18 protein-coding genes are annotated in these 23,650 nt (G+C 53.6%); 14 read left to right on the forward strand and 4 right to left on the reverse strand.

Annotation, left to right across the window (positions count from 1 at the left end; genetic code table 11):
• The first annotated feature begins 1 nt into the window (after nt 1).
• The 7 genes from serS (at nt 2) to BFV64_RS07290 (ending at nt 8,287) form a co-directional block, all read left to right on the forward strand.
• Nucleotides 2-1,294, forward strand: coding sequence for a serine--tRNA ligase (serS, locus tag BFV64_RS07260; protein ID WP_023332538.1), 1,293 nt, complete (start codon nt 2-4; stop codon nt 1,292-1,294).
• A gap of 212 nt (nt 1,295-1,506) precedes the next feature.
• Nucleotides 1,507-3,951 (forward strand): dimethylsulfoxide reductase subunit A, encoded by a 2,445-nt coding sequence (dmsA, locus tag BFV64_RS07265; RefSeq protein ID WP_023338208.1) that lies wholly within the window; start codon nt 1,507-1,509, stop codon nt 3,949-3,951.
• A gap of 10 nt (nt 3,952-3,961) precedes the next feature.
• Nucleotides 3,962-4,579 carry a DMSO/selenate family reductase complex B subunit gene (locus tag BFV64_RS07270; protein ID WP_014883208.1) on the forward strand — a complete coding sequence of 206 codons (618 nt, stop codon included), beginning with the start codon at nt 3,962-3,964 and terminating at the stop codon, nt 4,577-4,579.
• Nucleotide 4,580: 1 nt separating this feature from the next.
• On the forward strand, nt 4,581-5,444 hold the full coding sequence (locus tag BFV64_RS07275; protein WP_069601858.1) for a dimethyl sulfoxide reductase anchor subunit family protein: 864 nt from the start codon (nt 4,581-4,583) through the stop codon (nt 5,442-5,444).
• A gap of 273 nt (nt 5,445-5,717) precedes the next feature.
• Nucleotides 5,718-6,866 (forward strand): MFS transporter, encoded by a 1,149-nt coding sequence (locus BFV64_RS07280; RefSeq protein WP_045282256.1) that lies wholly within the window; start codon nt 5,718-5,720, stop codon nt 6,864-6,866.
• Nucleotides 6,867-6,955: 89 nt separating this feature from the next.
• Nucleotides 6,956-7,653 (forward strand): IS1 family transposase gene (locus BFV64_RS07285; protein WP_223216367.1). Its coding sequence is split into 2 segments (ribosomal slippage): nt 6,956-7,205 and nt 7,205-7,653, totalling 699 coding nucleotides; the frame shifts between segments, so codons are not numbered across the junction.
• A gap of 112 nt (nt 7,654-7,765) precedes the next feature.
• Nucleotides 7,766-8,287 carry an anti-virulence regulator CigR family protein gene (locus tag BFV64_RS07290; protein ID WP_023338209.1) on the forward strand — a complete coding sequence of 174 codons (522 nt, stop codon included), beginning with the start codon at nt 7,766-7,768 and terminating at the stop codon, nt 8,285-8,287.
• 36 nt (nt 8,288-8,323) lie between these two features.
• Here the strand turns inward: BFV64_RS07290 and pflA are convergent, their stop codons facing one another.
• The 4 genes from pflA to ycaO all read right to left on the reverse strand — a co-directional run bounded on the left by pflA (nt 8,324) and on the right by ycaO (nt 14,626).
• Nucleotides 8,324-9,064 (reverse strand): pyruvate formate lyase 1-activating protein, encoded by a 741-nt coding sequence (pflA, locus tag BFV64_RS07295; protein WP_014883212.1) that lies wholly within the window; start codon nt 9,062-9,064, stop codon nt 8,324-8,326.
• A gap of 203 nt (nt 9,065-9,267) precedes the next feature.
• Nucleotides 9,268-11,550 carry a formate C-acetyltransferase gene (pflB, locus tag BFV64_RS07300; RefSeq protein WP_045282257.1) on the reverse strand — a complete coding sequence of 761 codons (2,283 nt, stop codon included), beginning with the start codon at nt 11,548-11,550 and terminating at the stop codon, nt 9,268-9,270.
• A gap of 51 nt (nt 11,551-11,601) precedes the next feature.
• On the reverse strand, nt 11,602-12,459 hold the full coding sequence (gene focA / locus BFV64_RS25270) for a formate transporter FocA (RefSeq protein ID WP_032637072.1): 858 nt from the start codon (nt 12,457-12,459) through the stop codon (nt 11,602-11,604).
• A gap of 406 nt (nt 12,460-12,865) precedes the next feature.
• Nucleotides 12,866-14,626, reverse strand: a complete 1,761-nt coding sequence (ycaO, locus tag BFV64_RS07310) for a 30S ribosomal protein S12 methylthiotransferase accessory factor YcaO (protein ID WP_167353003.1) — start codon at nt 14,624-14,626, stop codon at nt 12,866-12,868.
• 127 nt (nt 14,627-14,753) lie between these two features.
• On the opposite strand from ycaO, the gene BFV64_RS07315 reads away from it, so the two are divergent.
• The 7 genes from BFV64_RS07315 (at nt 14,754) to BFV64_RS07345 (ending at nt 23,640) form a co-directional block, all read left to right on the forward strand.
• Nucleotides 14,754-15,446 (forward strand): DUF421 domain-containing protein, encoded by a 693-nt coding sequence (locus BFV64_RS07315; protein WP_014883216.1) that lies wholly within the window; start codon nt 14,754-14,756, stop codon nt 15,444-15,446.
• 162 nt (nt 15,447-15,608) lie between these two features.
• Nucleotides 15,609-16,697 carry a 3-phosphoserine/phosphohydroxythreonine transaminase gene (gene serC, locus BFV64_RS07320; RefSeq protein ID WP_045134663.1) on the forward strand — a complete coding sequence of 363 codons (1,089 nt, stop codon included), beginning with the start codon at nt 15,609-15,611 and terminating at the stop codon, nt 16,695-16,697.
• Between the two features lie 68 nt (nt 16,698-16,765).
• Complete coding sequence (aroA, locus tag BFV64_RS07325) at nt 16,766-18,049, forward strand: 3-phosphoshikimate 1-carboxyvinyltransferase (RefSeq protein WP_069601860.1); 1,284 nt, start codon at nt 16,766-16,768, stop codon at nt 18,047-18,049.
• A 185-nt stretch (nt 18,050-18,234) separates the two neighbouring features.
• Nucleotides 18,235-18,918, forward strand: coding sequence for a (d)CMP kinase (gene cmk, locus BFV64_RS07330; RefSeq protein ID WP_013097305.1), 684 nt, complete (start codon nt 18,235-18,237; stop codon nt 18,916-18,918).
• Between the two features lie 111 nt (nt 18,919-19,029).
• A complete protein-coding gene (gene rpsA / locus BFV64_RS07335; RefSeq protein WP_008499966.1) occupies nt 19,030-20,703 on the forward strand; it encodes a 30S ribosomal protein S1 in 1,674 nt (557 codons plus the stop codon).
• A 170-nt stretch (nt 20,704-20,873) separates the two neighbouring features.
• Nucleotides 20,874-21,161: an integration host factor subunit beta gene (ihfB, locus tag BFV64_RS07340; RefSeq protein WP_008499965.1), complete on the forward strand. Its 288-nt coding sequence runs from the start codon at nt 20,874-20,876 to the stop codon at nt 21,159-21,161.
• A 214-nt stretch (nt 21,162-21,375) separates the two neighbouring features.
• Nucleotides 21,376-23,640 carry a ComEC family protein gene (locus BFV64_RS07345; protein ID WP_059372648.1) on the forward strand — a complete coding sequence of 755 codons (2,265 nt, stop codon included), beginning with the start codon at nt 21,376-21,378 and terminating at the stop codon, nt 23,638-23,640.
• The last annotated feature ends 10 nt before the right edge of the window (nt 23,641-23,650 follow it).

A 23,650-nucleotide genomic window follows, 5' to 3' on the forward strand; every position in this document is an offset into this window, starting at 1 on the left:
CATGCTCGATCCCAATCTGCTGCGTAATGAGCCAGACGCAGTCGCTGAAAAACTGGCACGCCGGGGCTTTAAGCTGGATGTAGATAAGCTGCGCGCTCTTGAAGAGCGTCGTAAAGTTCTGCAGGTACAAACTGAAAATCTGCAGGCAGAGCGTAATTCTCGATCGAAATCCATTGGCCAGGCGAAAGCGCGCGGGGAAGATATTGAGCCATTACGCCTGGAAGTGAACAAACTGGGTGAAGAGCTGGATCAGGCGAAAGCCGAGCTGGACGTTCTTCAGGCCGAAATTCGCGATATTGCGCTGGCGATCCCGAACATTCCTGACGACAGCGTGCCTGTCGGCAAAGACGAGAACGACAACGTTGAAGTGAAACGCTGGGGTACGCCTCGCGAGTTCGACTTCGAGGTGCGCGATCACGTCACGCTGGGCGAAATGCACGCGGGTCTGGACTTTGCGGCCGCGGTTAAGCTGACCGGTTCTCGCTTCGTGGTGATGAAAGGCCAGATTGCCCATCTGCACCGTGCGCTGGCCCAGTTCATGCTGGATCTGCACACCGAGCAGCACGGTTACAGCGAAACCTACGTCCCGTATCTGGTCAACCACGATACGCTGTACGGTACGGGTCAGCTGCCGAAATTTGCCGGCGACCTGTTCCATACCCGTCCGCTGGATGAAGAAGCAGACAGCAGCAACTATGCGCTGATCCCTACCGCAGAAGTGCCGCTGACTAACCTCGTCCGTGATGAGATCATCGACGAAGACGAACTGCCGATCAAACTGACCGCACACTCTCCGTGCTTCCGTTCTGAAGCGGGATCTTATGGCCGCGACACGCGTGGTCTGATCCGTATGCACCAGTTCGATAAAGTCGAGATGGTGCAGATTGTTCGTCCGGAAGACTCCATGGACGCGCTGGAAGAGATGACGGGTCACGCCGAGAAAGTCCTCGAGCTGCTGGGCCTGCCGTATCGTCGTATGGCGCTGTGTACCGGTGATATGGGCTTTGGTGCCTGCAAAACCTTCGACCTGGAAGTGTGGGTACCTGCGCAGAACACCTACCGTGAAATCTCCTCCTGCTCTAACGTCTGGGATTTCCAGGCGCGCCGCATGCAGGCACGCTGCCGCAGTAAATCTGACAAGAAAACCCGTCTGGTGCATACCCTGAACGGCTCTGGTCTGGCTGTGGGTCGTACGCTGGTTGCCGTGCTGGAAAACTATCAGCAGGCAGATGGCCGTATTGAGATCCCTGAAGTGCTGCGCCCATACATGAAAGGTCAGCAGTACATTGGCTAAATATGTGCCTCAAAACAAAAAAAGCGCCTTCGGGCGCTTTTTTTATGCCTGTGAATTGATACGACGCAATACCCCCTGCCTCTAAAGTAGTAATACTCCTCCGAATGAAAGTCAGCAGAAAAAGCTGATAACGAATAATTTCGTTATATATAAAACTACATAGCGGTTTGTGCCGCCTCTCTTTTCTTTGTGAGCAACCAAAGTGAGTCTCTATGAAAATCAACGCGCCTGAAGAATTGCTGGCTGCCGAGGTCACTCGCCGTGGTTTGATGAAAACCACGGCAATAGGCGGCCTGGCTGTAGCCAGCAGCGCTTTCACGCTCCCTTTTACCCGACTGGCGTCAGCGGCGGATGCACTATCCCCGGCCTCAGTCCCGGAAAAAGTGGTGTGGAGTGCCTGTACGGTAAACTGCGGTAGCCGTTGCCCGCTGCGTATGCACGTAGTGGATGGCGAAATAAAATATGTCGAAACCGACAATACCGGGGACGATAACTACGAAGGGTTACACCAGGTTCGCGCCTGTCTGCGTGGCCGCTCCATGCGTCGTCGCGTCTATAATCCGGATCGTCTTAAGTACCCAATGAAGCGCGTGGGTAAACGTGGGGAAGGGAAGTTCGAGCGCATTAGCTGGGATGAAGCCTACGATATTATCGCCACCAATATGCAGCGGCTGATCAAAGAGTATGGCAACGAATCCATCTACCTGAACTACGGTACCGGAACGCTGGGCGGCACGCTAACCCGCTCCTGGCCACCGGGAAAAACGCTGGTGGCGCGTCTGATGAACTGCTGCGGCGGTTATCTTAACCACTATGGTGACTACTCCTCTGCACAAATCGCCGCAGGACTGAATTACACCTACGGTGGCTGGGCAGACGGCAACAGCCCGTCTGATATCGAAAACAGCAAGCTGGTCGTTCTGTTCGGGAACAATCCGGGTGAAACGCGTATGAGCGGCGGCGGGGTGACCTACTACCTCGAACAGGCGCGTGCTAAATCCAATGCCCGCATGATCATTATCGATCCGCGCTATACCGACACCGGTGCAGGACGCGAAGATGAGTGGATCCCAATCCGCCCAGGTACCGATGCCGCGCTGGTCTCCGCGCTGGCGTGGGTGATGATCACTGAAAATCTCGTCGATCAGCCGTTCCTGGATAAATACTGCGTCGGTTATGACGAGAAAACCCTGCCAGCCAGTGCCCCAGCTAATGGCCACTACAAGGCGTATATTCTCGGTCAGGGCAGCGACGGCGTGGCGAAAACGCCGGAGTGGGCGTCCACCATCACCGGTATTCCGGTCGAGCGTATTGTTCAACTGGCGCGTGAGATTGGCTCAGCCAAACCGGCCTATATCAGCCAGGGGTGGGGACCGCAGCGTCATGCGAACGGTGAAATTGCCACCCGCGCAATCTCCATGCTCTCCATTCTGACCGGCAACGTGGGGATTCATGGTGGTAACACTGGTGCGCGTGAAGGCTCATATGAAGTCCCGTTTGAACGTATGCCAACGCTGGACAACCCGGTACAAACCAGCATTTCCATGTTTATGTGGACCGATGCGATTGAACGTGGCCCGGAAATGACCGCCTTGCGCGACGGCGTGCGCGGTAAGGACAAGCTGGACGTGCCGATCAAGATGATCTGGAACTACGCCGGTAACTGTCTTATCAACCAGCATTCGGAAATCAACCGCACTCATGAAATCCTGCAGGACGACAAGAAGTGCGAGATGATTGTGGTGATCGACTGCCACATGACCTCCTCGGCAAAATACGCCGACATTCTGCTGCCGGACTGCACCGCGTCTGAGCAGATGGACTTCGCGCTGGATGCCTCCTGCGGCAACATGTCTTACGTGATCTTCACCGATCAGGCGATCAAACCGCGCTTCGAGTGCAAAACCATCTATGAGATGACCTCCGAGCTGGCGAAGCGTCTGGGCGTTGAGCAGCAGTTTACCGAGGGACGTACTCAGGAAGGCTGGATGCGCCATCTGCATGAACTCTCCCGCAAAGCCATCCCAGACCTGCCGGATTTCGATACCTTCCGCAAGCAGGGCATGTACAAACAGCGCGATCCTGAAGGGCATCACGTTGCCTACAAAGCGTTCCGCGAAGATCCGCAGGCGAACCCGCTGACTACGCCGTCGGGCAAAATTGAAATCTACTCCGAAGAACTGGCAAAAATTGCGTCTACCTGGGAGCTGCCGGAGGGGGACGTTATCGATCCGCTGCCGATCTACACGCCAGGATTCGAAAACTATAACGACCCGCTCACGGCGAAATTCCCGCTGCAGTTGACCGGTTTCCACTATAAAGCACGCGTTCACTCCACCTACGGTAACGTCGACGTACTGAAAGCCGCCTGCCGCCAGGAGATGTGGATCAACCCGATGGATGCGAAAGCGCGTGGTATTAACAATGGCGATCGCGTGCGCATCTTCAACGGCCGCGGTGAGGTACACATTGAAGCCAAAGTCACGCCACGCATGATGCCAGGCGTCGTGGCGCTGGGAGAAGGGGCATGGTACAGCCCTGATGCCAACCGCATCGATCAGGCAGGCAGCATTAACGTACTGACCACGCAGCGTCCGTCGCCGCTGGCGAAAGGCAACCCGTCTCACACAAACCTTGTTCAGGTTGAAAAGGTTTAAGGAGTAACCGATGACAACCCAGTATGGATTTTTCATTGATTCCAGCCGTTGCACCGGGTGCAAAACCTGCGAGCTGGCCTGTAAAGATTACAAAGATCTCACCCCAGACGTGAGTTTCCGTCGCATCTACGAATACGCCGGAGGTGACTGGCAGGAAGATAACGGTGTCTGGCATCAGAACGTGTTTGCCTATTACCTGTCGATTGCCTGTAACCACTGCGAAGACCCGGCCTGTACGAAGGTCTGTCCGAGCGGGGCGATGCACAAGCGTGAAGACGGTTTCGTGGTCGTGGATGAAGATGTTTGTATCGGCTGCCGCTACTGCCATATGGCCTGCCCGTACGGCGCGCCTCAGTACAATGCCGCCAAAGGGCATATGACCAAGTGCGACGGCTGCCACTCTCGCGTCGCGGATGGCAAAAAACCGATCTGCGTCGAGTCCTGTCCGCTGCGCGCGCTGGACTTTGGCCCTATTGAAGAACTGCGTCAAAAACATGGTCAGCTTGCTGCGGTAGCACCGCTGCCGTCCGCGCACTTCACGAAGCCAAGTATTGTGATTAAACCTAACGCCAACAGCCGTCCAACAGGTGATACCACCGGCTACCTGGCAAACCCGAAGGAGGTGTGAGATGGGAAGTGGATGGCATGAATGGCCGCTGATGATCTTCACGGTCTTTGGTCAGTGCGTGGCGGGTGGCTTCATCGTGCTCGCGCTGGCACTGCTGAAAGGTCAACTCACTGCTGAACAGCAGCAGCGTTTAGTGTTGAGCATGTTTGGCCTGTGGGTGCTGATGGGGATTGGTTTTATCGTCTCTACGCTGCACCTGGGCTCACCGATGCGCGCGTTTAACTCGCTTAACCGCGTGGGGGCATCGTCCCTCAGTAACGAGATTGCCAGCGGGGCGATTTTCTTCGCCATCGGCGGGCTGGGCTGGTTGCTGGCAGCGCTTAAAAAATTGCCTGCAGGTCTGCGTAGCCTCTGGCTGATCGTGACCATGGTGCTGGGCGTGGTGTTTGTATGGATGATGGTGCGTGTCTATAACACCATTGATACCGTCCCTACCTGGTACAGCGTCTGGACGCCAATGAGCTTCTTCCTGACGATGTTTATCGGCGGGCCGCTGCTCGGCTATCTGCTGTTGCGCGTGGCGGGGGTAGACGGCTGGGCAATGCGTTTGCTGCCAGCCGTATCGCTGCTGGCGCTGGTAGTGAGTGCAATCGTTGCTCTTATGCAGGGTGCTGAGCTGGCCACCATTCATAGCTCGATTCAGCAGGCCTCTGCGCTGGTGCCGGATTACGGTTCTCTGATGGCCTGGCGTATCGTGCTGCTGGTAGCGGCGTTGGTATTCTGGATCGCGCCTCAGCTAAAAGGCTACCAGCCTGCTCTGCCGTTGTTATCACTGGCCTTTGTGCTGGTGCTGGCAGGGGAGTTGATTGGTCGTGGCGTCTTTTATGGTCTGCATATGACGGTCGGTATGGCCATCGCCAGCTAATCTTATTTTTTGTTATAAAAGCCGGGACATAGCGCCCGGCTTTTCTTTTTTCATTCATGAAATTTTTCGACTGTCGTTTTGTTTTAATTTCTACCATTAATAAATAAAAACAGAGACATAATTAATATCTATAGCAGGCACTGCATTAGCAGGATAAGTTTTTTAAATCGACAGGGAACATATCGTGCGAGCCGGCTAAATCAGTGGATTGACTTTGTTTTTGCCAGTGGCATGATGCGCACGAAATCTGAACTTCCTCACGGTTTTTAATCCATGACCACCTATACCCGGCCAGTGCTACTGTTGCTCTGTGGCCTGCTTCTGCTGACCCTGGCGATCGCAGTGTTGAATACGCTCGTCCCGCTGTGGCTCGCCCATGAAAACTTACCGACCTGGCAGGTGGGTATGGTTAGCTCGTCCTTTTTCACCGGGAACCTGCTGGGCACATTATTAACCGGTAGCCTGATTAAACGCTTTGGCTTTAATCGCAGCTATTATCTGGCTTCGCTGATTTTCGCCGCCGGGTGTGCCGGGTTGGGCCTGATGGTCGGCTTCTGGAGCTGGATGGCGTGGCGCTTTATCGCCGGTGTCGGTTGCGCGATGATTTGGGTGGTTGTTGAAAGTGCGCTGATGTGCAGCGGCACGTCACGTAACCGCGGGCGCCTGCTGGCAGCCTATATGATGGTTTACTATGTGGGCACCGTGCTGGGACAACTGATGGTCAGCAAACTGCCAACGGACCTGATGAGCGTGCTGCCATGGGTAACCGGTATGGTGCTGGCGGCGATCCTGCCGCTGCTCTTTACGCGTATCGTTAACCAGAAAAGTGAGCATCAGGAAGCGACCCACATCTGGCCGATGCTGAGGCTGCGCCAGGCGCGTCTGGGAGTGAATGGCTGTATTATCTCGGGGATTGTTCTGGGCTCGCTCTATGGTCTTATGCCGCTCTACCTGAACCATCAGGGTGTCAGCGATGCCGGGATTGGTTTCTGGATGGCGGTCATGGTGAGCGCGGGGATTGTCGGACAGTGGCCGATTGGCCGCCTGGCCGATCGCTTCGGTCGCCTGCTGGTGCTGCGCGTTCAGGTCTTTGTGGTGATCATGGGCTGTTTTGCTATGCTCAGCAACGCCGCGATGGCCCCAGCGCTGTTTATCCTTGGGGCAGCGGGGTTCACGCTTTATCCGGTCGCGATGGCGTGGGCCTGTGAGAAAGTTGAACATCACCAGCTGGTGGCGATGAACCAGGCGCTGTTATTAAGCTATACCATCGGCAGCCTGCTGGGACCAACATTTACCGCGATGCTGATGCAGAGTTATTCTGACAATTTGCTGTTTATCATGATCGCCAGCGTGTCGTTTATTTATCTCTTAATGCTGCTGCGCAAAGCAGGCGAGCATCCAACGCCTGTGGCGCACGCCTGATTAAATAAAAGCCTGTCAATGACAGGCTTTTTTGGGTAATGGTGCCAACTTACTGATTTAGTGTACGATGGTGTTTTTGAGGTGCTCCCGTGGCTTCCATCTCCATCAGTTGTCCCTCCTGCTCAGCTACTGAAGGCGTGGTGCGTAACGGTAAAAGTACTGCCGGACATCAGCGCTATCTCTGCTCTCACTGCCGTAAAACATGGCAGCTACAGTTCACTTACACCGCCTCTCAGCCCGGTACACACCAGAAAATCATTGATATGGCCATGAATGGTGTTGGATGCCGGGCAACCGCCCGCATTATGGGCGTTGGCCTCAACACGATTTTACGTCACTTAAAAAACTCAGGCCGCAGTCGGTAACCTCGCGCATACAGCCGGGCAGTGATGTGATTGTCTGCGCTGAAATGGACGAACAGTGGGGCTACGTCGGTGCTAAATCACGTCAGCGCTGGCTGTTTTACGCGTATGACAGGATACGGAGGACGGTTGTGGCGCACGTCTTCGGTGAACGCACTCTGGCCACACTGGAGCGTCTTCTGAGCCTGCTGTCGGCCTTTGAGGTCGTGGTATGGATGACGGATGGCTGGCCGCTGTATGAATCCCGCCTGAAGGGAAAGCTGCACGTAATCAGCAAGCGTTACACTCAGCGAATTGAGCGGCATAACCTGAATCTGAGACAACATCTGGCAAGGCTGGGACGGAAGTCACTGTCGTTCTCAAAATCGGTGGAGCTGCATGACAAGGTCATCGGGCATTATCTGAACATAAAACACTATCAGTAAGTTGGAGTCATTACCCTTTTTTGTCCCTGTCATATATAAGACTTTTACGTATTGTTTGTTTTCCCCGCCCGGCGATAATTCAAATGAGTTCTACCACTAAAAGGCAACAATCATGTCTAAACGTCGTTTTTCCACTACCGCACTTGCCGTAGTGTTGTCTTTAACGTTTGCAACGGCTCCGGTCATGGCTAATCCAGGAAACGGGAATGGCGGTGGTCACGGCAACGGTGGCGGACAAGGTAATGGCGGCAATCATGGTAACGGGAACTCTGGTAACCATGGTAATAAGCAAAATAGCGGTCAGGATAACCCAGGGAAATCAGATAAGAGCTTTAAAAGCAGCAAAGATGTCGGCAATGATGTTGACGCTCGCGTAAGCTTCGATCATGCCCGTCACCTGGCACTGAATTACGGCTTAACGGGCTATGAGTCTCTGCCTCCGGGTATTGCGAAAAACCTGGCCCGCGGTAAACCACTTCCTCCGGGTATTGCGAAGAAAACCGTGCCAGCCTCTATGCTTGGCCAGCTTCCATCCTACCCAGGTTATGAATGGCGCGTGGTGGGTGACGATCTGGTCTTAATCGCGCTGAGTACGGCGATTGTGACTTCCGTTATTAACGGCGTCTTTAAATAGAATTTAAAAAGGCCCGGTTCTCACCGGGCCTTTTCTTTAATACATGACCTTGTGGCCATACTGCTCAAGAATACCTTTCACGCGCTCCATCGTCTCTTTTTTCGGTGGCTTCACGCCATCAAGTTTGTACTCTTCACCCATCGCCACCCATTTATGTTTGCCGAGTTCGTGATAGGGCAGAAGCTCAATTTTCTCGACGTTGCCCATGTCGCGGGTAAATTCCCCCAGGCGGTGCGCAGAGTCGTCATCATCTGACCAGCCGGGAACAACAACATAGCGGATCCAGGTTTTGATGCCTTTGTCGGCAATATACTTCGCAAATTCCAGCGTACGGTGGTTGGAAACGCCAACCAGATTCTGGTGGATCTCATCATTCATCTGTTTGAGATCGAGCATCACCAGATCGGTCACTTCGAGCAGTTCATCAATGACCGGATCGTAGCGGCGCACGAAGCCGTTGGTATCGAGACAGGTATGAATGCCTTCCTTGCGGCAGGCGCGGAACCAGTCGCGGACAAATTCAGCCTGAAGAATGGCTTCGCCGCCGGATGCGGTCACGCCGCCGCCGGACGCGTTCATAAAGTGGCGATAGGTCACCACCTCTTTCATCAGATCTTCCACGGTGACTTCTTTCCCACCATGAGTGTCCCACGTGTCGCGGTTGTGGCAGTACAGGCAGCGCATCAGGCAGCCCTGGAAGAAGGTAATAAAGCGGATACCTGGGCCATCGACGGTGCCACAGGATTCAAAGGAGTGAATGCGACCAATAGTTGACATTGCGGTGAGATCTCCGAATTTGGCCCATCCGGGGGCCTATGTAGTTGCACAGCTCAAAGGCTATGTCGAGTCTGTTTTGGCTGTTATCCATTCAGTATAGATAGCGGACAAAAGAGACTGATGAAGCGAGGGTGTTAAAAAGGCCCCACTTGCGTGGAGCCTTTATTGTACGCCTTTTAACGCGTGATTTCAGTCAATTCCACTTACATGGACTGAGTGAAAGTACGGGTGATAACGTCCTGCTGCTGTTCTTTAGTCAGGGAGTTAAAACGTACTGCGTAGCCAGATACACGGATGGTCAGCTGAGGATATTTCTCAGGGTGTTCCATCGCATCGAGCAGCATTTCACGGTTCATTACGTTCACGTTCAGGTGCTGACCACCTTCGATGGACGCTTCGTGGTGGAAGTAACCATCCATCAGACCCGCGAGGTTAGTTTTACGTACTTCGTCATCTTTACCCAGCGCGTTTGGCACGATAGAGAAGGTGTAAGAAATACCATCTTTCGCGTAGGCAAACGGCAGTTTAGCAACGGAGGTCAGAGAGGCAACCGCACCTTTCTGGTCACGACCGTGCATTGGGTTAGCACCTGGGCCGAATGGCGCGCCAGCACGACGACCGTCTGGGGTGTTACCGGTTTTCTTACCATACACAACGTTAGAGGTGATGGTCAGAACAGACTGAGTCGGGATAGCGTTACGGTAGGTAGTGAGTTTCTGAATTTTCTTCATGAAACGTTCTACCAGGTCAACCGCCATGTCATCAACGCGAGCGTCGTTGTTACCAAACTGCGGGTATTCGCCTTCGATTTCGAAGTCGATAGCCAGACCGTCTTCGTCACGAATTGGTTTAACTTTCGCATATTTGATTGCAGACAGGGAGTCAGCCGCAACGGACAGGCCTGCGATACCACACGCCATGGTGCGAACCACGTCACGGTCGTGCAGCGCCATCAGAGAGGCTTCGTAGCTGTACTTGTCGTGCATGTAGTGGATAACGTTCAGTGCAGTCACGTACTGCTTCGCCAGCCAGTCCATGAAGTGGTCCATGCGCTCCATGACTTCGTCATAGTTCAGCACGTCGCCTTTGATAGGTTCAGACTTAGGACCCACCTGCATTTTCAGTTTTTCATCAACGCCGCCGTTGATGGCGTACAGCATGGTTTTCGCCAGGTTTGCACGCGCACCGAAGAACTGCATTTGCTTACCAACAACCATTGGGCTTACGCAGCACGCGATAGCGTAGTCGTCGTTGTTGAAGTCCGGACGCATCAGGTCATCGTTCTCATACTGCAGAGAAGAGGTGTCGATGGACACTTTAGCGGCGAATTTCTTGAAGTTCAGAGGCAGTTTTTCAGACCACAGAACGGTGATGTTCGGCTCCGGAGAAGGACCCATGGTGTACAGGGTGTTCAGGAAGCGGAAGCTGTTTTTGGTTACCAGAGTACGGCCATCTACGCCCATACCGCCGATAGATTCGGTTGCCCAGATTGGGTCACCAGAGAACAGCTCATCATATTCTGGAGTACGCAGGAAGCGAACCATACGCAGCTTCATGACCAGGTGGTCAATCATTTCCTGAGCGTCTTGCTCGGTGATTTTACCTGCTTTCAGGTCACGTTCGATGTACGCATCCAGGAAGGTGGATACGCGGCCGAAGGACATTGCTGCACCATTCTGAGACTTAACAGCGGCCAGGTAGCCGAAGTAGGTCCACTGGATAGCTTCCTGGGCGTTGGTTGCAGGACCAGAGATATCGCAGCCATATTTCGCTGCCATCTCTTTGATCTGACCCAGCGCACGGTGCTGTTCAGCAATTTCTTCACGCAGACGGATAGTCGCTTCCAGGTTTACGCCGTTTTCCAGGTCAGACTGCAGGGAAACAAACTGCGCGTATTTGTCTTTCATCAGGAAGTCGATACCGTACAGCGCAACGCGACGGTAGTCACCAATGATACGGCCACGGCCATACGCATCTGGCAGACCAGTCAGAACGCCAGATTTACGGCAGTTCAGAATGTCTTTGGTGTAAACATCGAATACACCCTGGTTGTGGGTTTTACGGTATTCGGTGAAGATTTTTTTCAGCATTGGGTCCAGCTCGCGGTTATACGCTTTGCAGGAACCTTCAACCATTTTGATACCACCGAACGGGATGATTGCGCGTTTCAGTGGTGCTTCAGTCTGCAGACCAACGATTTTCTCAAGGGCTTTGTTGATATAGCCAGCATCGTGAGAAGTGATGGTGGAAGCAACGGAGGTGTCAAAATCAACTGGCGCGTGAGTGCGGTTTTCCAGTTTAACGCCTTCCATTACGCTGTCCCACAGCTTGGTGGTCGCGTCAGTTGCGCCAGCCAGGAAGGATTCGTCACCTTCATACGGGGTATAGTTTTTCTGAATGAAGTCACGGACGTTGACTTCATTCTGCCAGTCACCTTTCGCAAAACCTTCCCAGGCTGTGGCTAACTTTTCATTAAGCTCGGACATGTAACACCTACCTTCTTAAGTGGATTTTTTATTTACTGCCTGAGATAACCATCAATGATGGTCGTCGCCACGCAGGTAAATGACCCAGTATGTCAACCCAACTAACAGACCCCCACCGATAATGTTCCCGATAGTGACGGGGATCAGGTTATCAGTAATGAAATTCATAATAGTCAGGTGAGAGAAACTTTCCGGGGATGAACCAATTGCGGTCCAGAACTCCGGGCTTGCAAAGTTGCGGATAACAATCCCCATCGGGATCATGAACATATTCGCAATACTGTGCTCAAAGCCGCTGGCAACAAACATCGCAACCGGCAGAACCATAATCATGGCTTTATCCATCAGGCTACGACCAGAATAGCTCATCCAGACCGCCAGGCAGACCATCAGGTTTGCAAGGATGCCGAGAGCAACGGCTTCGATAAATGTGTGGTGCATTTTGTGGTCGGCGGTTTGCAGGACGTTAAGCCCCCAGCCGCCGTTGGCGGTCATGTACTCGCCAGAAAGCCACATCAACAGAACAAAGAGCAGACAGCCAATCAGGTTGCCAACGTAGACGTTAAGCCAGTTGCGCGCCAGTTGACCCCAGGTAATTCTTCCGCTGGCTTTTGCCACGACAATCAGCACCGTTGAGGTGAAGAGGTCGGCACCGCAGATGACGCAAAGAATCAGACCCAGTGAGAAGCAAATGCCGCCAATCAGTTTGGCCATGCCGAAAGGCATTCCGGCAGTACCGGTGGTGGCGGTGATGTAGAAGACGAAAGCGATTGAGATGAACACACCAGCAGTAATCGCCAGATAGAACGTCTTCATCGGGTGTTTCGTTGCTTTATAGACACCCGCTTCTTCGGCAACTTTTGCCATCGCGGCGGGGAGTAAAAGATCAAAAGGGTTGTCAGCTTTCACACTAACTCTCTCTTTATTAAGTCGGCGACGAGATACTAACAAAGCATTATAGAAGAGAAATTGATATAGATCATATCTCGCCTGGCTTATAGGCCCGCAGTGTGTATGGTTTTACAGCAAATGCGGAGTAAGTAATTGATTATCCGTATAAAAATAAATTTTAAAAGTTATGAAAAGAGTTGAATTATTTCGTTCGTCCCCCTCCGAAACAGTTAATTAATATGGAGTATTTACCATAAAAAGTAACAATAAAGCCCGGGTAAAGATTATTATATTTACCCATGTTTAACTTTATTATTACAATCAGCAATCATTACCGAAAAAAATAAAAAACGGGGCAATGAAATTGCCCCGTAATATAGCCCAGACGATTGAATACGCCTACTGCTGCTAATGTTATATGCGCTTATTTTGACCAGTAAGCGGCTTTTGCTTTCTGCAGCTTTTCATAGGCCTTGAGCAGCGACTGATGCGCCGGGAAGGCTTTCAGATCGCTGTCCACGGCCTGCAGACCGTAGAATGGCTCTTCACCGCTGAGCGCCGCGCTGGCGGCTTCAACCGCTTCAGCACCGTACATACGCACGAAAGCGTTCAGGTACTGCAGTGGCTCGCGATCCTCTTCCTGCGAAAGCAGCAGCAGGGTTTGCAGGCAACGGTAATAGTTGGTGCGCTCGGCAGAGAAGACCGACTGGTTGAATTCCATCGTCCATTCCGTCCAGGCCAGGGCCTGATCCAGATCGCCGCCAGCCAGCGCCAGCATCGCTTTCAGTTCCCCGATACGCAGGGTATACCAGCCGTTGTCTTTACCCGTCGCCAGGCCCAGCAGTTCACGCACGCGAGTGAAATCATCGTGACCTTCTTCGTCCAGTTGGGCGATCAGGTTCAGATAATCCTCTTTTTCCCACTCGCTGCCTGGCAGAGCAAGCAGGGTTTCGCGCAGGTGCGCACCCATGCTGTTGTTCGCCAGCCACAGATCTTCAGCAGGGTAGATGTCGGACATGCCCGGCACAATGATGCGGCATGCGTAAACGCCCAGGTGTTCATAGTCGGCAATGTAGACTTCCTGATCTTCGGCGTTAAAGATGGCCATTAGCGTGGCGAACTCTTCTTCCGTGGTGCCGGCAAAGCTCCAGTCTACGAACGGATAGTTTGCGTCCTGCTTAAACATATCCCAGGAGATCAGGCCGCTGGAATCGATGAAGTGGGTTTCGAGGTTGGTATGCTCCGCCACTTCTTCATCGTCAAAGGTTGGCGGGGTGAAGACGTCGAGATCTTTCAGGCTACGGCCTTGCAGCAGTTCGGTGACGGTACGCTCCAGCGCCACGCCGAAGTCAGGGTGCGCGCCGAAGGAGGCGAAGCAGGTGCCGTTTTCTGGGTTAAACAGCACCACGCAGATCACCGGATATTTACCGCCCAGTGAGCCATCGTAGGCGAAGATTGGGAAACCTTCCGCTTCGAGTTTGGCGATGGATTCCACCACGCCCGGGTAGCGCGCCAGCACGTCGGCCGGAATTTCAGGCAGGCTGATAGATTCGGCGATAATGCGGTTTTTAATGTGACGCTCGAACACTTCTGACAAGCCCTGAACGCGCGCTTCGTTGCGGGTGTTACCGGCGGACATGCCGTTAGACACATACAGGTTGCCGACGATGTTCATCGGAATATACACGGTCTGCTCGTCAGACTGGCGGGTGAACGGCAGGGCGCAGATACCACGATCTTCGTTACCAGACTGCAGATCGATCAGCATGCTGGCGGTCAGTTCGTTTTCTGGATCGTAGAACGCACGCAGGCGGGCGTCGAGAATACCTTCCGGCAGTTCATCGTCTTCGGTCAGCGGGAACCATTTTTCGTTCGGATAGTGAACGAATGGGCCGTTAGCGATGGTTTCGCCCAACCAGAAGTCAGCGAAGAAATAGTTGGTGGACAGACGCTCAAAATACTCACCCAGCGCGGAGGCCAGTGCCGCTTTTTTAGTCGCGCCTTTCCCGTTGGTAAAGCACAGGGCACACTCTTTGTCGCGAATATGGACGGACCAGACATGGGGCACCGGATTGAGCCAGGAGGCTTCTTCGATGTTAAAACCCAGGTCGGTCAGTTTCTGCTGGAAGCGAGCGATGGAATCTTCCAGAGCGGCGTCTTTGCCAGGGATAAACGTTTGAGTCATGGCGTTCACTTTTATCGTACGTAAAGCGCGCAATGATACGGGTTTTGCGTGACGGGTGCTATCTTCGGCGAAAATAAAAGGCTGGGCTATGCTTAGTGGCAGTAACTGACTGTTAAGGCATAGAAAAATGAAAGCATTTGATCTCCAGCGGATGGCGTTTGATAAAGTTCCCCCCGAGTTTTTAGGCGAAGTGGCTTTGCGGAGCCTGTATACCTTCGTTCTTGTCTTTCTGTTTCTTAAGATTACTGGCCGTCGCGGTGTGCGGCAGATGTCGCTTTTTGAAGTGTTAATCATCCTCACGCTGGGGTCAGCGGCGGGGGATGTCGCCTTTTATGACGATGTGCCGATGGTGCCGGTCTTTATCGTCTTTGTCTCGCTGGCGCTGCTGTACCGCCTTGTGATGTGGCTGATGTCGAAGAGCGAAAAGCTGGAAGATCTGCTGGAAGGGAAGCCTGTGGTGATTGTCGAAGACGGACAGTTGGCCTGGGAAAATGTGCAAAGTGCCAATATGACCGAGTTCGAATTTTTTATGGAATTGCGTCTGAACAGCGTCGAACAACTCGGACAGGTGCGTCTGGCCATTATGGAAACGAACGGTCAAATCAGCGTGTATTACTATCATGATGACGAGGTGAAGCCGGGGTTATGCATCCTGCCGGATATGCTCATTGAGCGATACAAAACCGTCCCCGATGCGGGCGAATATGCCTGTATAAAATGTAGTCATGTGGTGGTGATGAAGGCAGGCGATCATCAATTATGCCCTCGCTGTACGAATCCAGAATGGACGAAGGTTAGCCGGGCTAAACGGATCACCTGACAGCCATTTTGTCGGTTTTGTCCTGGCGAGGCGGCAGATTGTTTTGTGTGATGTGAGCCACATTTCACGGGTCATAAGTTTTAGACATTGCGGCGCGTGTCACTGAATGATAAAACCGATATCCACAGTTATAACTTATGGCTTTTAGCGTGGTGAGGGGAAATGGTTCAAGTCTTTAATTTCAGTTCAGGTCCGGCGATGTTACCGGCAGACGTGCTTAAACAGGCTCAACAGGAACTTTGTGACTGGAACGGTCTCGGTACGTCGGTGATGGAAATCAGCCACCGTGGTAAAGAGTTTATTCAGGTGGCGGAAGAGGCAGAAAAGGATTTTCGCGATCTGCTGAATATTCCCTCGAACTACAAAGTATTGTTCTGTCACGGCGGCGGACGCGGCCAGTTTGCTGGCGTACCGCTGAATATCCTTGGCGATAAAACGACGGCTGACTACGTTGATGCGGGCTACTGGGCGGCAAGCGCCGTTAAAGAAGCGCACAAATACTGCACGCCGAACGTTATCGACGCCAAAGTGACCGTTGACGGTCTGCGCGCCGTGAAGCCCATGAGCGAATGGCAGCTTTCTGATAACGCAGCCTATCTCCACTACTGCCCGAACGAAACTATCGACGGGATTGCCATCGACGAGACGCCAAACTTCGCCAGCGATGTTGTGGTTGCCGCCGACTTCTCCTCCACCATTCTTTCTGCCCCGATTGATGTCAGCCGCTACGGCGTTATCTATGCAGGCGCACAGAAAAATATCGGTCCTGCGGGCCTGACAATCGTCATTGTACGTGAAGATCTCCTGGGGAAAGCCCATAAGTCTTGCCCGTCAATTCTCGACTACACCGTGCTGAACGATAACGACTCCATGTTCAACACGCCACCGACGTTTGCCTGGTACCTCTCGGGCCTGGTCTTCAAATGGCTGAAGCAAAACGGCGGTGTGGCGCAGATGGACAAGGTCAATCAGCAGAAAGCTGAACTGCTGTACGGCGTGATCGACAAAAGCGATTTCTACCGTAACGATGTGGCGAAAGCTAACCGCTCCCGCATGAACGTGCCGTTCCAGCTGGCAGACAGCAACCTGGACAACGTGTTCCTGAAAGAGTCCTTCGCGGCAGGTCTGCACGCGCTGAAAGGCCACCGTGTGGTGGGGGGGATGCGCGCCTCTATTTATAACGCGATGCCGCTGGAAGGGGTTAAAGCTCTGACCGATTTCATGATCGACTTCGAACGTCGCCACGGTTAATCGCGCTGTTTCCACCCCCGTAGCCCTGCTGCGGGGTTTTTATTATGTTGAGTTGAGAGTTAAGTTTCATGGAATCCCTGACGTTACAACCTATCGCGCGGGTAGATGGCACCATCAATCTGCCTGGTTCAAAAAGTGTCTCGAACCGCGCTCTGCTGCTGGCAGCTCTGGCAAACGGCACCACCGTCCTTACAAACCTGCTGGACAGCGATGACGTACGCCACATGCTCAATGCGCTGAAAGCGTTGGGTGTTCATTACACTCTCTCTGACGATCGTACCCGCTGTGAAGTGACCGGCAACGGCGGCGCGCTGCGTTCGGGTGAAGAGCTCGAGCTGTTTCTGGGCAACGCGGGTACCGCGATGCGTCCATTGGCGGCGGCGCTGTGTCTGGGCACCAATAACATCGTGCTGACCGGCGAGCCGCGCATGAAAGAGCGTCCGATCGGCCATCTGGTCGATGCCCTGCGTCAGGGGGGCGCGCAGATTGAGTATCTTGAGCAGGAAAATTATCCGCCACTGCGTCTGCGCGGGGGCTTTAGCGGCGGTGACGTCGAGGTGGACGGTAGCGTTTCCAGCCAGTTCCTGACGGCCCTGCTGATGACCGCGCCGCTGGCACCGCAGGATACGGTTATCTCGATTAAAGGTGAGCTGGTCTCCAGACCGTACATTGATATCACGCTGCACCTGATGAAAACCTTCGGCGTCGAGGTGGAAAACCAGTCTTATCAGCGTTTTGTGGTGCGTGGGGTGCAGCAGTATCAGTCTCCGGGCAATTACCTGGTTGAAGGCGATGCATCATCGGCCTCTTACTTCCTGGCTGCGGGCGCGATCAAAGGCGGCACCGTGAAGGTGACCGGGATTGGCCGCAACAGCGTGCAGGGCGACATCCGTTTTGCCGACGTGCTGGAGAAAATGGGCGCCACTGTCACCTGGGGCGATGATTTCATCTCCTGTACCCGCGGCGAGCTGAATGCCATTGATATGGACATGAACCACATTCCGGATGCGGCGATGACCATCGCCACGGCTGCGCTGTTTGCCAAAGGCACCACCACGCTGCGCAACATCTACAACTGGCGCGTGAAAGAGACTGACCGTCTGTACGCGATGGCGACCGAGCTGCGTAAAGTGGGGGCTGAGGTGGAAGAGGGCGAAGACTACATTCGCGTCACCCCTCCGGCAAAACTGCAGTTCGCAGAAATTGGCACCTACAACGATCACCGTATGGCGATGTGCTTCTCGCTGGTGGCGCTGTCCGACACGCCTGTGACCATTCTTGACCCGAAATGTACGGCGAAAACCTTCCCGGACTACTTCGAGCAGCTGGCGCGCATCAGTACGCTGGCCTGATAGCGTTATGCCGCATCCTTCGATGCGGCATTTCCTTACGCTTCCTGACGAACACTTCCGCTCATTTCTTCTACACTCTGCTTCAATCATTCCGTAATTTGCACGCAAAGGTAACAGTTGCGCACGTTGGCGCGTATAATGCGCGGCGTTCATGTTAACGGTATGCCTTATTTAAGGAGAAAAAGATGACGGCAGTTGCCCCGGTAATCACCATTGATGGGCCGAGTGGCGCAGGGAAAGGTACCCTGTGCAAAGCGATGGCGGAAGCATTGCAATGGCATCTTTTAGATTCGGGCGCAATCTATCGCGTGCTGGCGCTGGCTGCGCTGCATCATCATGTCGATGTCGCCTCTGAAGAAGCGCTGGTACCGCTGGCTGCGCACCTGGATGTCCGTTTTGTGTCTACCGATGGCAACCTGGAAGTGATCCTTGAAGGGGAAGACGTGAGCGGTGAAATCCGTACGCAGGAAGTGGCGAATGCGGCCTCTCAGGTTGCGGCCTTCCCGCGTGTGCGCGAGGCGCTGTTACGTCGCCAGCGTGCGTTCCGCGAAGCCCCGGGGTTGATCGCCGACGGACGCGATATGGGCACCGTGGTATTCCCTGATGCGCCTGTAAAAATTTTCCTTGACGCCTCTTCAGAAGAACGTGCTCAACGCCGCATGCTTCAGTTGCAGGAGAAGGGGTTTAGTGTTAACTTTGATCGCCTTTTATCCGAGATAAAAGAGCGCGATGATCGCGATCGTAACCGCGCTGTCGCGCCACTTGTTCCTGCAGAAGATGCATTAGTTCTGGATTCAACCAGTTTAACTATTGAGCAAGTGATTGAAAAAGCGCTACAATATGCGCGCCAAAAACTGGCACTCGCGTAAACGCGACCGATTTAGCAGTACCCCCGCTGCAATGGATTGACGGCGGGTATGTGAAACAACCCCATCCGGCACGGAGCCAGGTGGACGTTAATATTAACCTGAAGATTAAACATGACTGAATCTTTTGCTCAACTGTTTGAAGAATCCTTAAAAGAAATCGAAACCCGTCCGGGTTCCATCGTTCGTGGTGTTGTTGTTGCTATCGACAAAGACGTAGTACTGGTTGACGCCGGTCTGAAATCTGAGTCCGCCATCCCGGCAGAGCAGTTCAAAAACGCCCAGGGCGAGCTGGAAATCCAGGTTGGTGACGAAGTTGACGTTGCGCTGGACGCAGTAGAAGACGGCTTCGGTGAAACCCTGCTTTCTCGTGAGAAAGCTAAACGTCACGAAGCATGGATCACCCTGGAAAAAGCTTACGAAGAAGCTGAAACTGTGGTCGGTGTTATCAACGGCAAAGTTAAAGGTGGCTTCACTGTTGAGCTGAATGGTATTCGTGCGTTCCTGCCAGGTTCTCTGGTAGACGTTCGTCCAGTCCGTGACACCCTGCACCTGGAAGGCAAAGAGCTTGAGTTCAAAGTCATCAAGCTGGACCAGAAGCGTAACAACGTTGTTGTATCCCGTCGTGCCGTTATCGAATCCGAAAACAGCGCAGAACGCGATCAGCTGCTGGAAAACCTGCAGGAAGGCATGGAAGTCAAAGGTATCGTTAAGAACCTCACTGACTACGGCGCATTCGTTGACCTGGGCGGCGTTGATGGCCTGCTGCACATCACCGACATGGCGTGGAAACGCGTTAAGCACCCAAGCGAAATCGTGAACGTGGGCGACGAAATCACTGTTAAAGTGCTGAAGTTCGACCGCGAGCGTACTCGTGTATCCCTCGGCCTGAAACAGCTGGGCGAAGATCCATGGGTAGCTATCGCTAAGCGTTACCCAGAAGGTACTAAACTGACTGGTCGCGTAACCAACCTGACTGACTACGGCTGCTTCGTTGAAATCGAAGAAGGCGTTGAAGGCCTGGTGCACGTTTCCGAAATGGACTGGACCAACAAAAACATCCACCCATCCAAAGTTGTTAACGTTGGTGATGTAGTGGAAGTGATGGTTCTGGATATCGACGAAGAACGTCGTCGTATCTCCCTGGGCCTGAAACAGTGCAAAAACAACCCATGGCAGCAGTTCGCGGAAACCCACAACAAGGGCGACCGTGTTGAAGGTAAAATCAAGTCTATCACTGACTTCGGTATCTTCATCGGCCTGGACGGCGGCATCGATGGCCTGGTTCACCTGTCTGACATCTCCTGGAACGTTGCAGGCGAAGAAGCAGTTCGTGAATACAAAAAAGGCGACGAAATCGCTGCAGTTGTTCTGCAGGTTGACGCAGAGCGTGAGCGTATCTCTCTGGGCGTTAAACAGCTCGCAGAAGATCCGTTCAACAACTGGGTTGCACTGAACAAGAAAGGCGCAATCGTAAACGGTAAAGTAACTGCAGTTGACGCTAAAGGCGCAACCGTAGAGCTGGCTGACGGCGTTGAAGGTTACCTGCGCGCTTCTGAAGCTTCCCGTGACCGCGTTGAAGATGCCACTCTGGTTCTGAACGTAGGCGACGACGTTGAAGCTAAGTTCACCGGTGTTGACCGTAAGAACCGTGCAATCAGCCTGTCTGTTCGTGCTAAAGACGAAGCTGATGAGAAAGATGCAATCGCAACTGTTAACAAACAGGAAGATGCAAACTTCTCTAACAACGCAATGGCTGAAGCTTTCAAAGCAGCTAAAGGCGAGTAATATCAGGTTCTCAGCATCATTTGAGCTGTAACGCATTTACAGCGCGAAGGATGAAGAGCAAACTTGACAGATTACAGGATCCGTCCTGTAATCAATAACAAAGGGCGGCTACGGCCGCCCTTGTTTAATGAGCTGTTCAGCTAATTGGTTTGAAAGGAACCGGAGGAATCATGACCAAGTCAGAATTGATTGAAAGACTTGCCAGTCAGCAACCGCATATCCCTGCCAAGGCAGTGGAAGATGCCGTAAAAGAGATGCTGGAGCATATGGCCTCCACTCTTGCCCAGGGCGAGCGCATTGAAATCCGCGGTTTCGGTAGTTTTTCTCTGCACTATCGTGCTCCACGCACCGGGCGTAACCCGAAAACGGGTGATAAAGTCGAGCTGGAAGGTAAGTACGTTCCACACTTTAAACCGGGTAAAGAACTGCGCGATCGCGCCAATATTTACGGCAACTGAGTTTAGCCAGCCGGTTAAACTGGGTTCGAAAGAAAGCACCTGCGGGTGCTTTTTTTGTTCCTGTCGTTTTCTTCTGGGAGGCATCCCGCATTTCCCGCTGCGTTTTCTGCAACCTGTTAAAAACCTTGCTGCGCTTGCTGTAAATCCTTTTCTTCACAACTGACGAGCCGCATCACCCACGAGCATACTGTCCCCCTGAAACAGGGAGGTAGCAATGGGAATTCCCGCTTTATGTATCTGCGCCATTCTGGCGATAGCCCCGTTACTCTGGTTACCTGAACTGCCATCACGCTATACCGTCTGGATAATGCTGGCGGGCGGGGTGGTTCTGGGCACATGTCAAAACGTGCGCCTGAAGTATGTGGGAATCGCGCTGTTATTTTGCGCGTGGGGCCTTCTGGCCGCGCAGGAGAGCGTCTGGCCGATGCAGCATTTAACCACGGGAGCCGTGCAGGCCGAGGTAGAGATCACCGCCACTGATGGCGCAACTCAGCATCAGGGAAAAATACGCACCGTAAACGGTGGGCGCTGGTGGGCGTCCACCGGCGTAACGCTGTATGGCAATTATTTGCCACAGAGAGCATGTGCTGGCCAGCGCTGGGCGATGATGCTCAGGCTAAAACCTGCACACGGCGAGCTGAACGACGGAGGCTATGATCCCCAACGCAGCACCATTGCCCGACATCAAACGCTGAGCGGGCGCTTCACCCATGCGGAACTTGTTGATGGACACTGCAGCCTGCGATCGCAATACCTGATGTCGCTGCAAAACCGACTTTCTGATTATCGCTGGGGAGCGGTTATCCTCGGGCTGGGGATGGGAGAGCGTCTGGATGTCCCCCGAGAAATAAAAGACCTGATGCGTGAAACCGGCACACTGCATCTGATGGCGATTTCGGGCCTGCATATCACGCTGGCGGCATCCCTCGTCTGGTTACTCGCGCGTGCGATCCAGTTTATATTCCCCAGCCACCGGGTCCACTGGCAAATGCCACTCCTGGCCGGGTTGTTCTTCGCCGCTTTCTACGCCTGGCTTACCGGTCTGCAACCTCCTGCACTACGAACGGTCATCGCACTTGCCGTGCTGGCGGCGCTGCGAATCGGTTCCCGCCAATGGTCGCCGTGGCAGGTATGGTGTTGCTGTGTCGCGGCGATCCTGATAAGCGATCCCTTAGCCATACTTTCTGAGAGTCTGCTCCTGTCCGCATTTGCCGTCGCGGCGCTGATTTTCTGGTTTCAGTGGCTGCCTCTTCCTCGCTGGCAGTGGGCCCGACGCATACGGCCACTACTTAATCTGATCTATCTGCAGGTCGGCATGCTGGTGTTGCTCATGCCGTTACAGGTGTTGATTTTCCACGGCTTCAGTATCTCCTCTCTGGTCGCCAATCTCTTTGCCGTTCCGATAGTGACGTTTGTCAGCGTACCGCTGATTTTACTTGGTATGTTGCTCCATCTGTTTCCGCTGGGGGGAATAGAAAGTGCCATCTGGTTTGCAGCCGATAAGTCCCTTGCCGGGCTGTTCTGGCTACTAATGCGCTTGCCAGACGGCTGGCAGAGTGTGGATCAGCGCTGGCAGTACATGACGCTACTGCCCTGGCTTATCATCATCGGCTGGCGTTTGCGAGCCTGGAAAACCGTTCCAGCCGTGTGTCTGGCTGGGTGTCTGTTGCTGGCATTTCCCCTCTGGCGAACGGCTAAAAGTGATGCCTGGACGCTACATATGCTGGATGTGGGGCAGGGGCTGGCCATGGTCATCGAACGGCAGGGAAAAGCGATTCTCTATGATACCGGGCTCGCCTGGCCTAGGGGAGATAGCGCACAGCGGTTAATTATCCCCTGGCTGCGCTGGCACCATCTGCGGCCAGATGGCGTGATTCTCAGCCATGAACATCTTGACCATGCAGGAGGTCTCGCATCGCTGCAAAAAGCATGGCCGGAGATGTGGGTAAGAAGTCCATTACGTCTGGCGGGGCATCGGCCCTGCTTTCGTGGGCAGAGCTGGAGATGGCAGGGATTAACCTTCACCGTCCACTGGCCCCTGGAAAATGACCCGGCTCGGGGAAACAACCGCTCCTGCGTGGTGAAAGTGGACGATGGTGAGCAGAGTATACTGCTGACGGGAGACATTGAAGCGCCAGCAGAACAGGCTATGCTTAGCCATTACTGGCAACATCTGACGTCGACGTTAATCCAGGTTCCCCATCATGGCAGCAATACCTCATCGTCATTGGCGCTGGTACAACGGGTGGAGGGAAACATTGCGCTGGATTCAGCAGCCCGCTATAACGCCTGGCGGTTTCCGTCGGCGAATGTAGTCCGACGTTATCGAAAAGAGGGGTATATCTGGCAAGATACCCCCCATTCCGGGCAAATATCGGTGACATTCTCGCAACATCGCTGGCAAATCCGGCGCTTGCGGGATCAATTTTTACCACGTTGGTATCATCAGTGGTTTGGCGCGCCCGTAGATAACGGGTAGAATATGCGGC

The organism is Enterobacter kobei, from assembly GCF_001729765.1.
Taxonomy (GTDB): Bacteria; Pseudomonadota; Gammaproteobacteria; order Enterobacterales; family Enterobacteriaceae; genus Enterobacter; species Enterobacter kobei.

Excerpts from the sequence above, each read along its gene's own strand:
- BFV64_RS07275 (WP_069601858.1), top strand. The coding sequence starts at position 4,581 with ATGGGAAGTGGATGGCATGAATGGCCGCTGATGATCTTCACGGTCTTT.
- ihfB (WP_008499965.1), top strand. The coding sequence starts at position 20,874 with ATGACCAAGTCAGAATTGATTGAAAGACTTGCCAGTCAGCAACCGCAT.
- BFV64_RS07270 (WP_014883208.1), top strand. The coding sequence starts at position 3,962 with ATGACAACCCAGTATGGATTTTTCATTGATTCCAGCCGTTGCACCGGG.
- ycaO (WP_167353003.1), bottom strand. The coding sequence starts at position 14,626 with ATGACTCAAACGTTTATCCCTGGCAAAGACGCCGCTCTGGAAGATTCC.
- rpsA (WP_008499966.1), top strand. The coding sequence starts at position 19,030 with ATGACTGAATCTTTTGCTCAACTGTTTGAAGAATCCTTAAAAGAAATC.
- dmsA (WP_023338208.1), top strand. The coding sequence starts at position 1,507 with ATGAAAATCAACGCGCCTGAAGAATTGCTGGCTGCCGAGGTCACTCGC.
- pflA (WP_014883212.1), bottom strand. The coding sequence starts at position 9,064 with ATGTCAACTATTGGTCGCATTCACTCCTTTGAATCCTGTGGCACCGTC.
- BFV64_RS07345 (WP_059372648.1), top strand. The coding sequence starts at position 21,376 with ATGGGAATTCCCGCTTTATGTATCTGCGCCATTCTGGCGATAGCCCCG.
- BFV64_RS07290 (WP_023338209.1), top strand. The coding sequence starts at position 7,766 with ATGTCTAAACGTCGTTTTTCCACTACCGCACTTGCCGTAGTGTTGTCT.
- BFV64_RS07280 (WP_045282256.1), top strand. The coding sequence starts at position 5,718 with ATGACCACCTATACCCGGCCAGTGCTACTGTTGCTCTGTGGCCTGCTT.
- cmk (WP_013097305.1), top strand. The coding sequence starts at position 18,235 with ATGACGGCAGTTGCCCCGGTAATCACCATTGATGGGCCGAGTGGCGCA.
- pflB (WP_045282257.1), bottom strand. The coding sequence starts at position 11,550 with ATGTCCGAGCTTAATGAAAAGTTAGCCACAGCCTGGGAAGGTTTTGCG.
- serC (WP_045134663.1), top strand. The coding sequence starts at position 15,609 with ATGGTTCAAGTCTTTAATTTCAGTTCAGGTCCGGCGATGTTACCGGCA.
- aroA (WP_069601860.1), top strand. The coding sequence starts at position 16,766 with ATGGAATCCCTGACGTTACAACCTATCGCGCGGGTAGATGGCACCATC.
- BFV64_RS07315 (WP_014883216.1), top strand. The coding sequence starts at position 14,754 with ATGAAAGCATTTGATCTCCAGCGGATGGCGTTTGATAAAGTTCCCCCC.
- serS (WP_023332538.1), top strand. The coding sequence starts at position 2 with ATGCTCGATCCCAATCTGCTGCGTAATGAGCCAGACGCAGTCGCTGAA.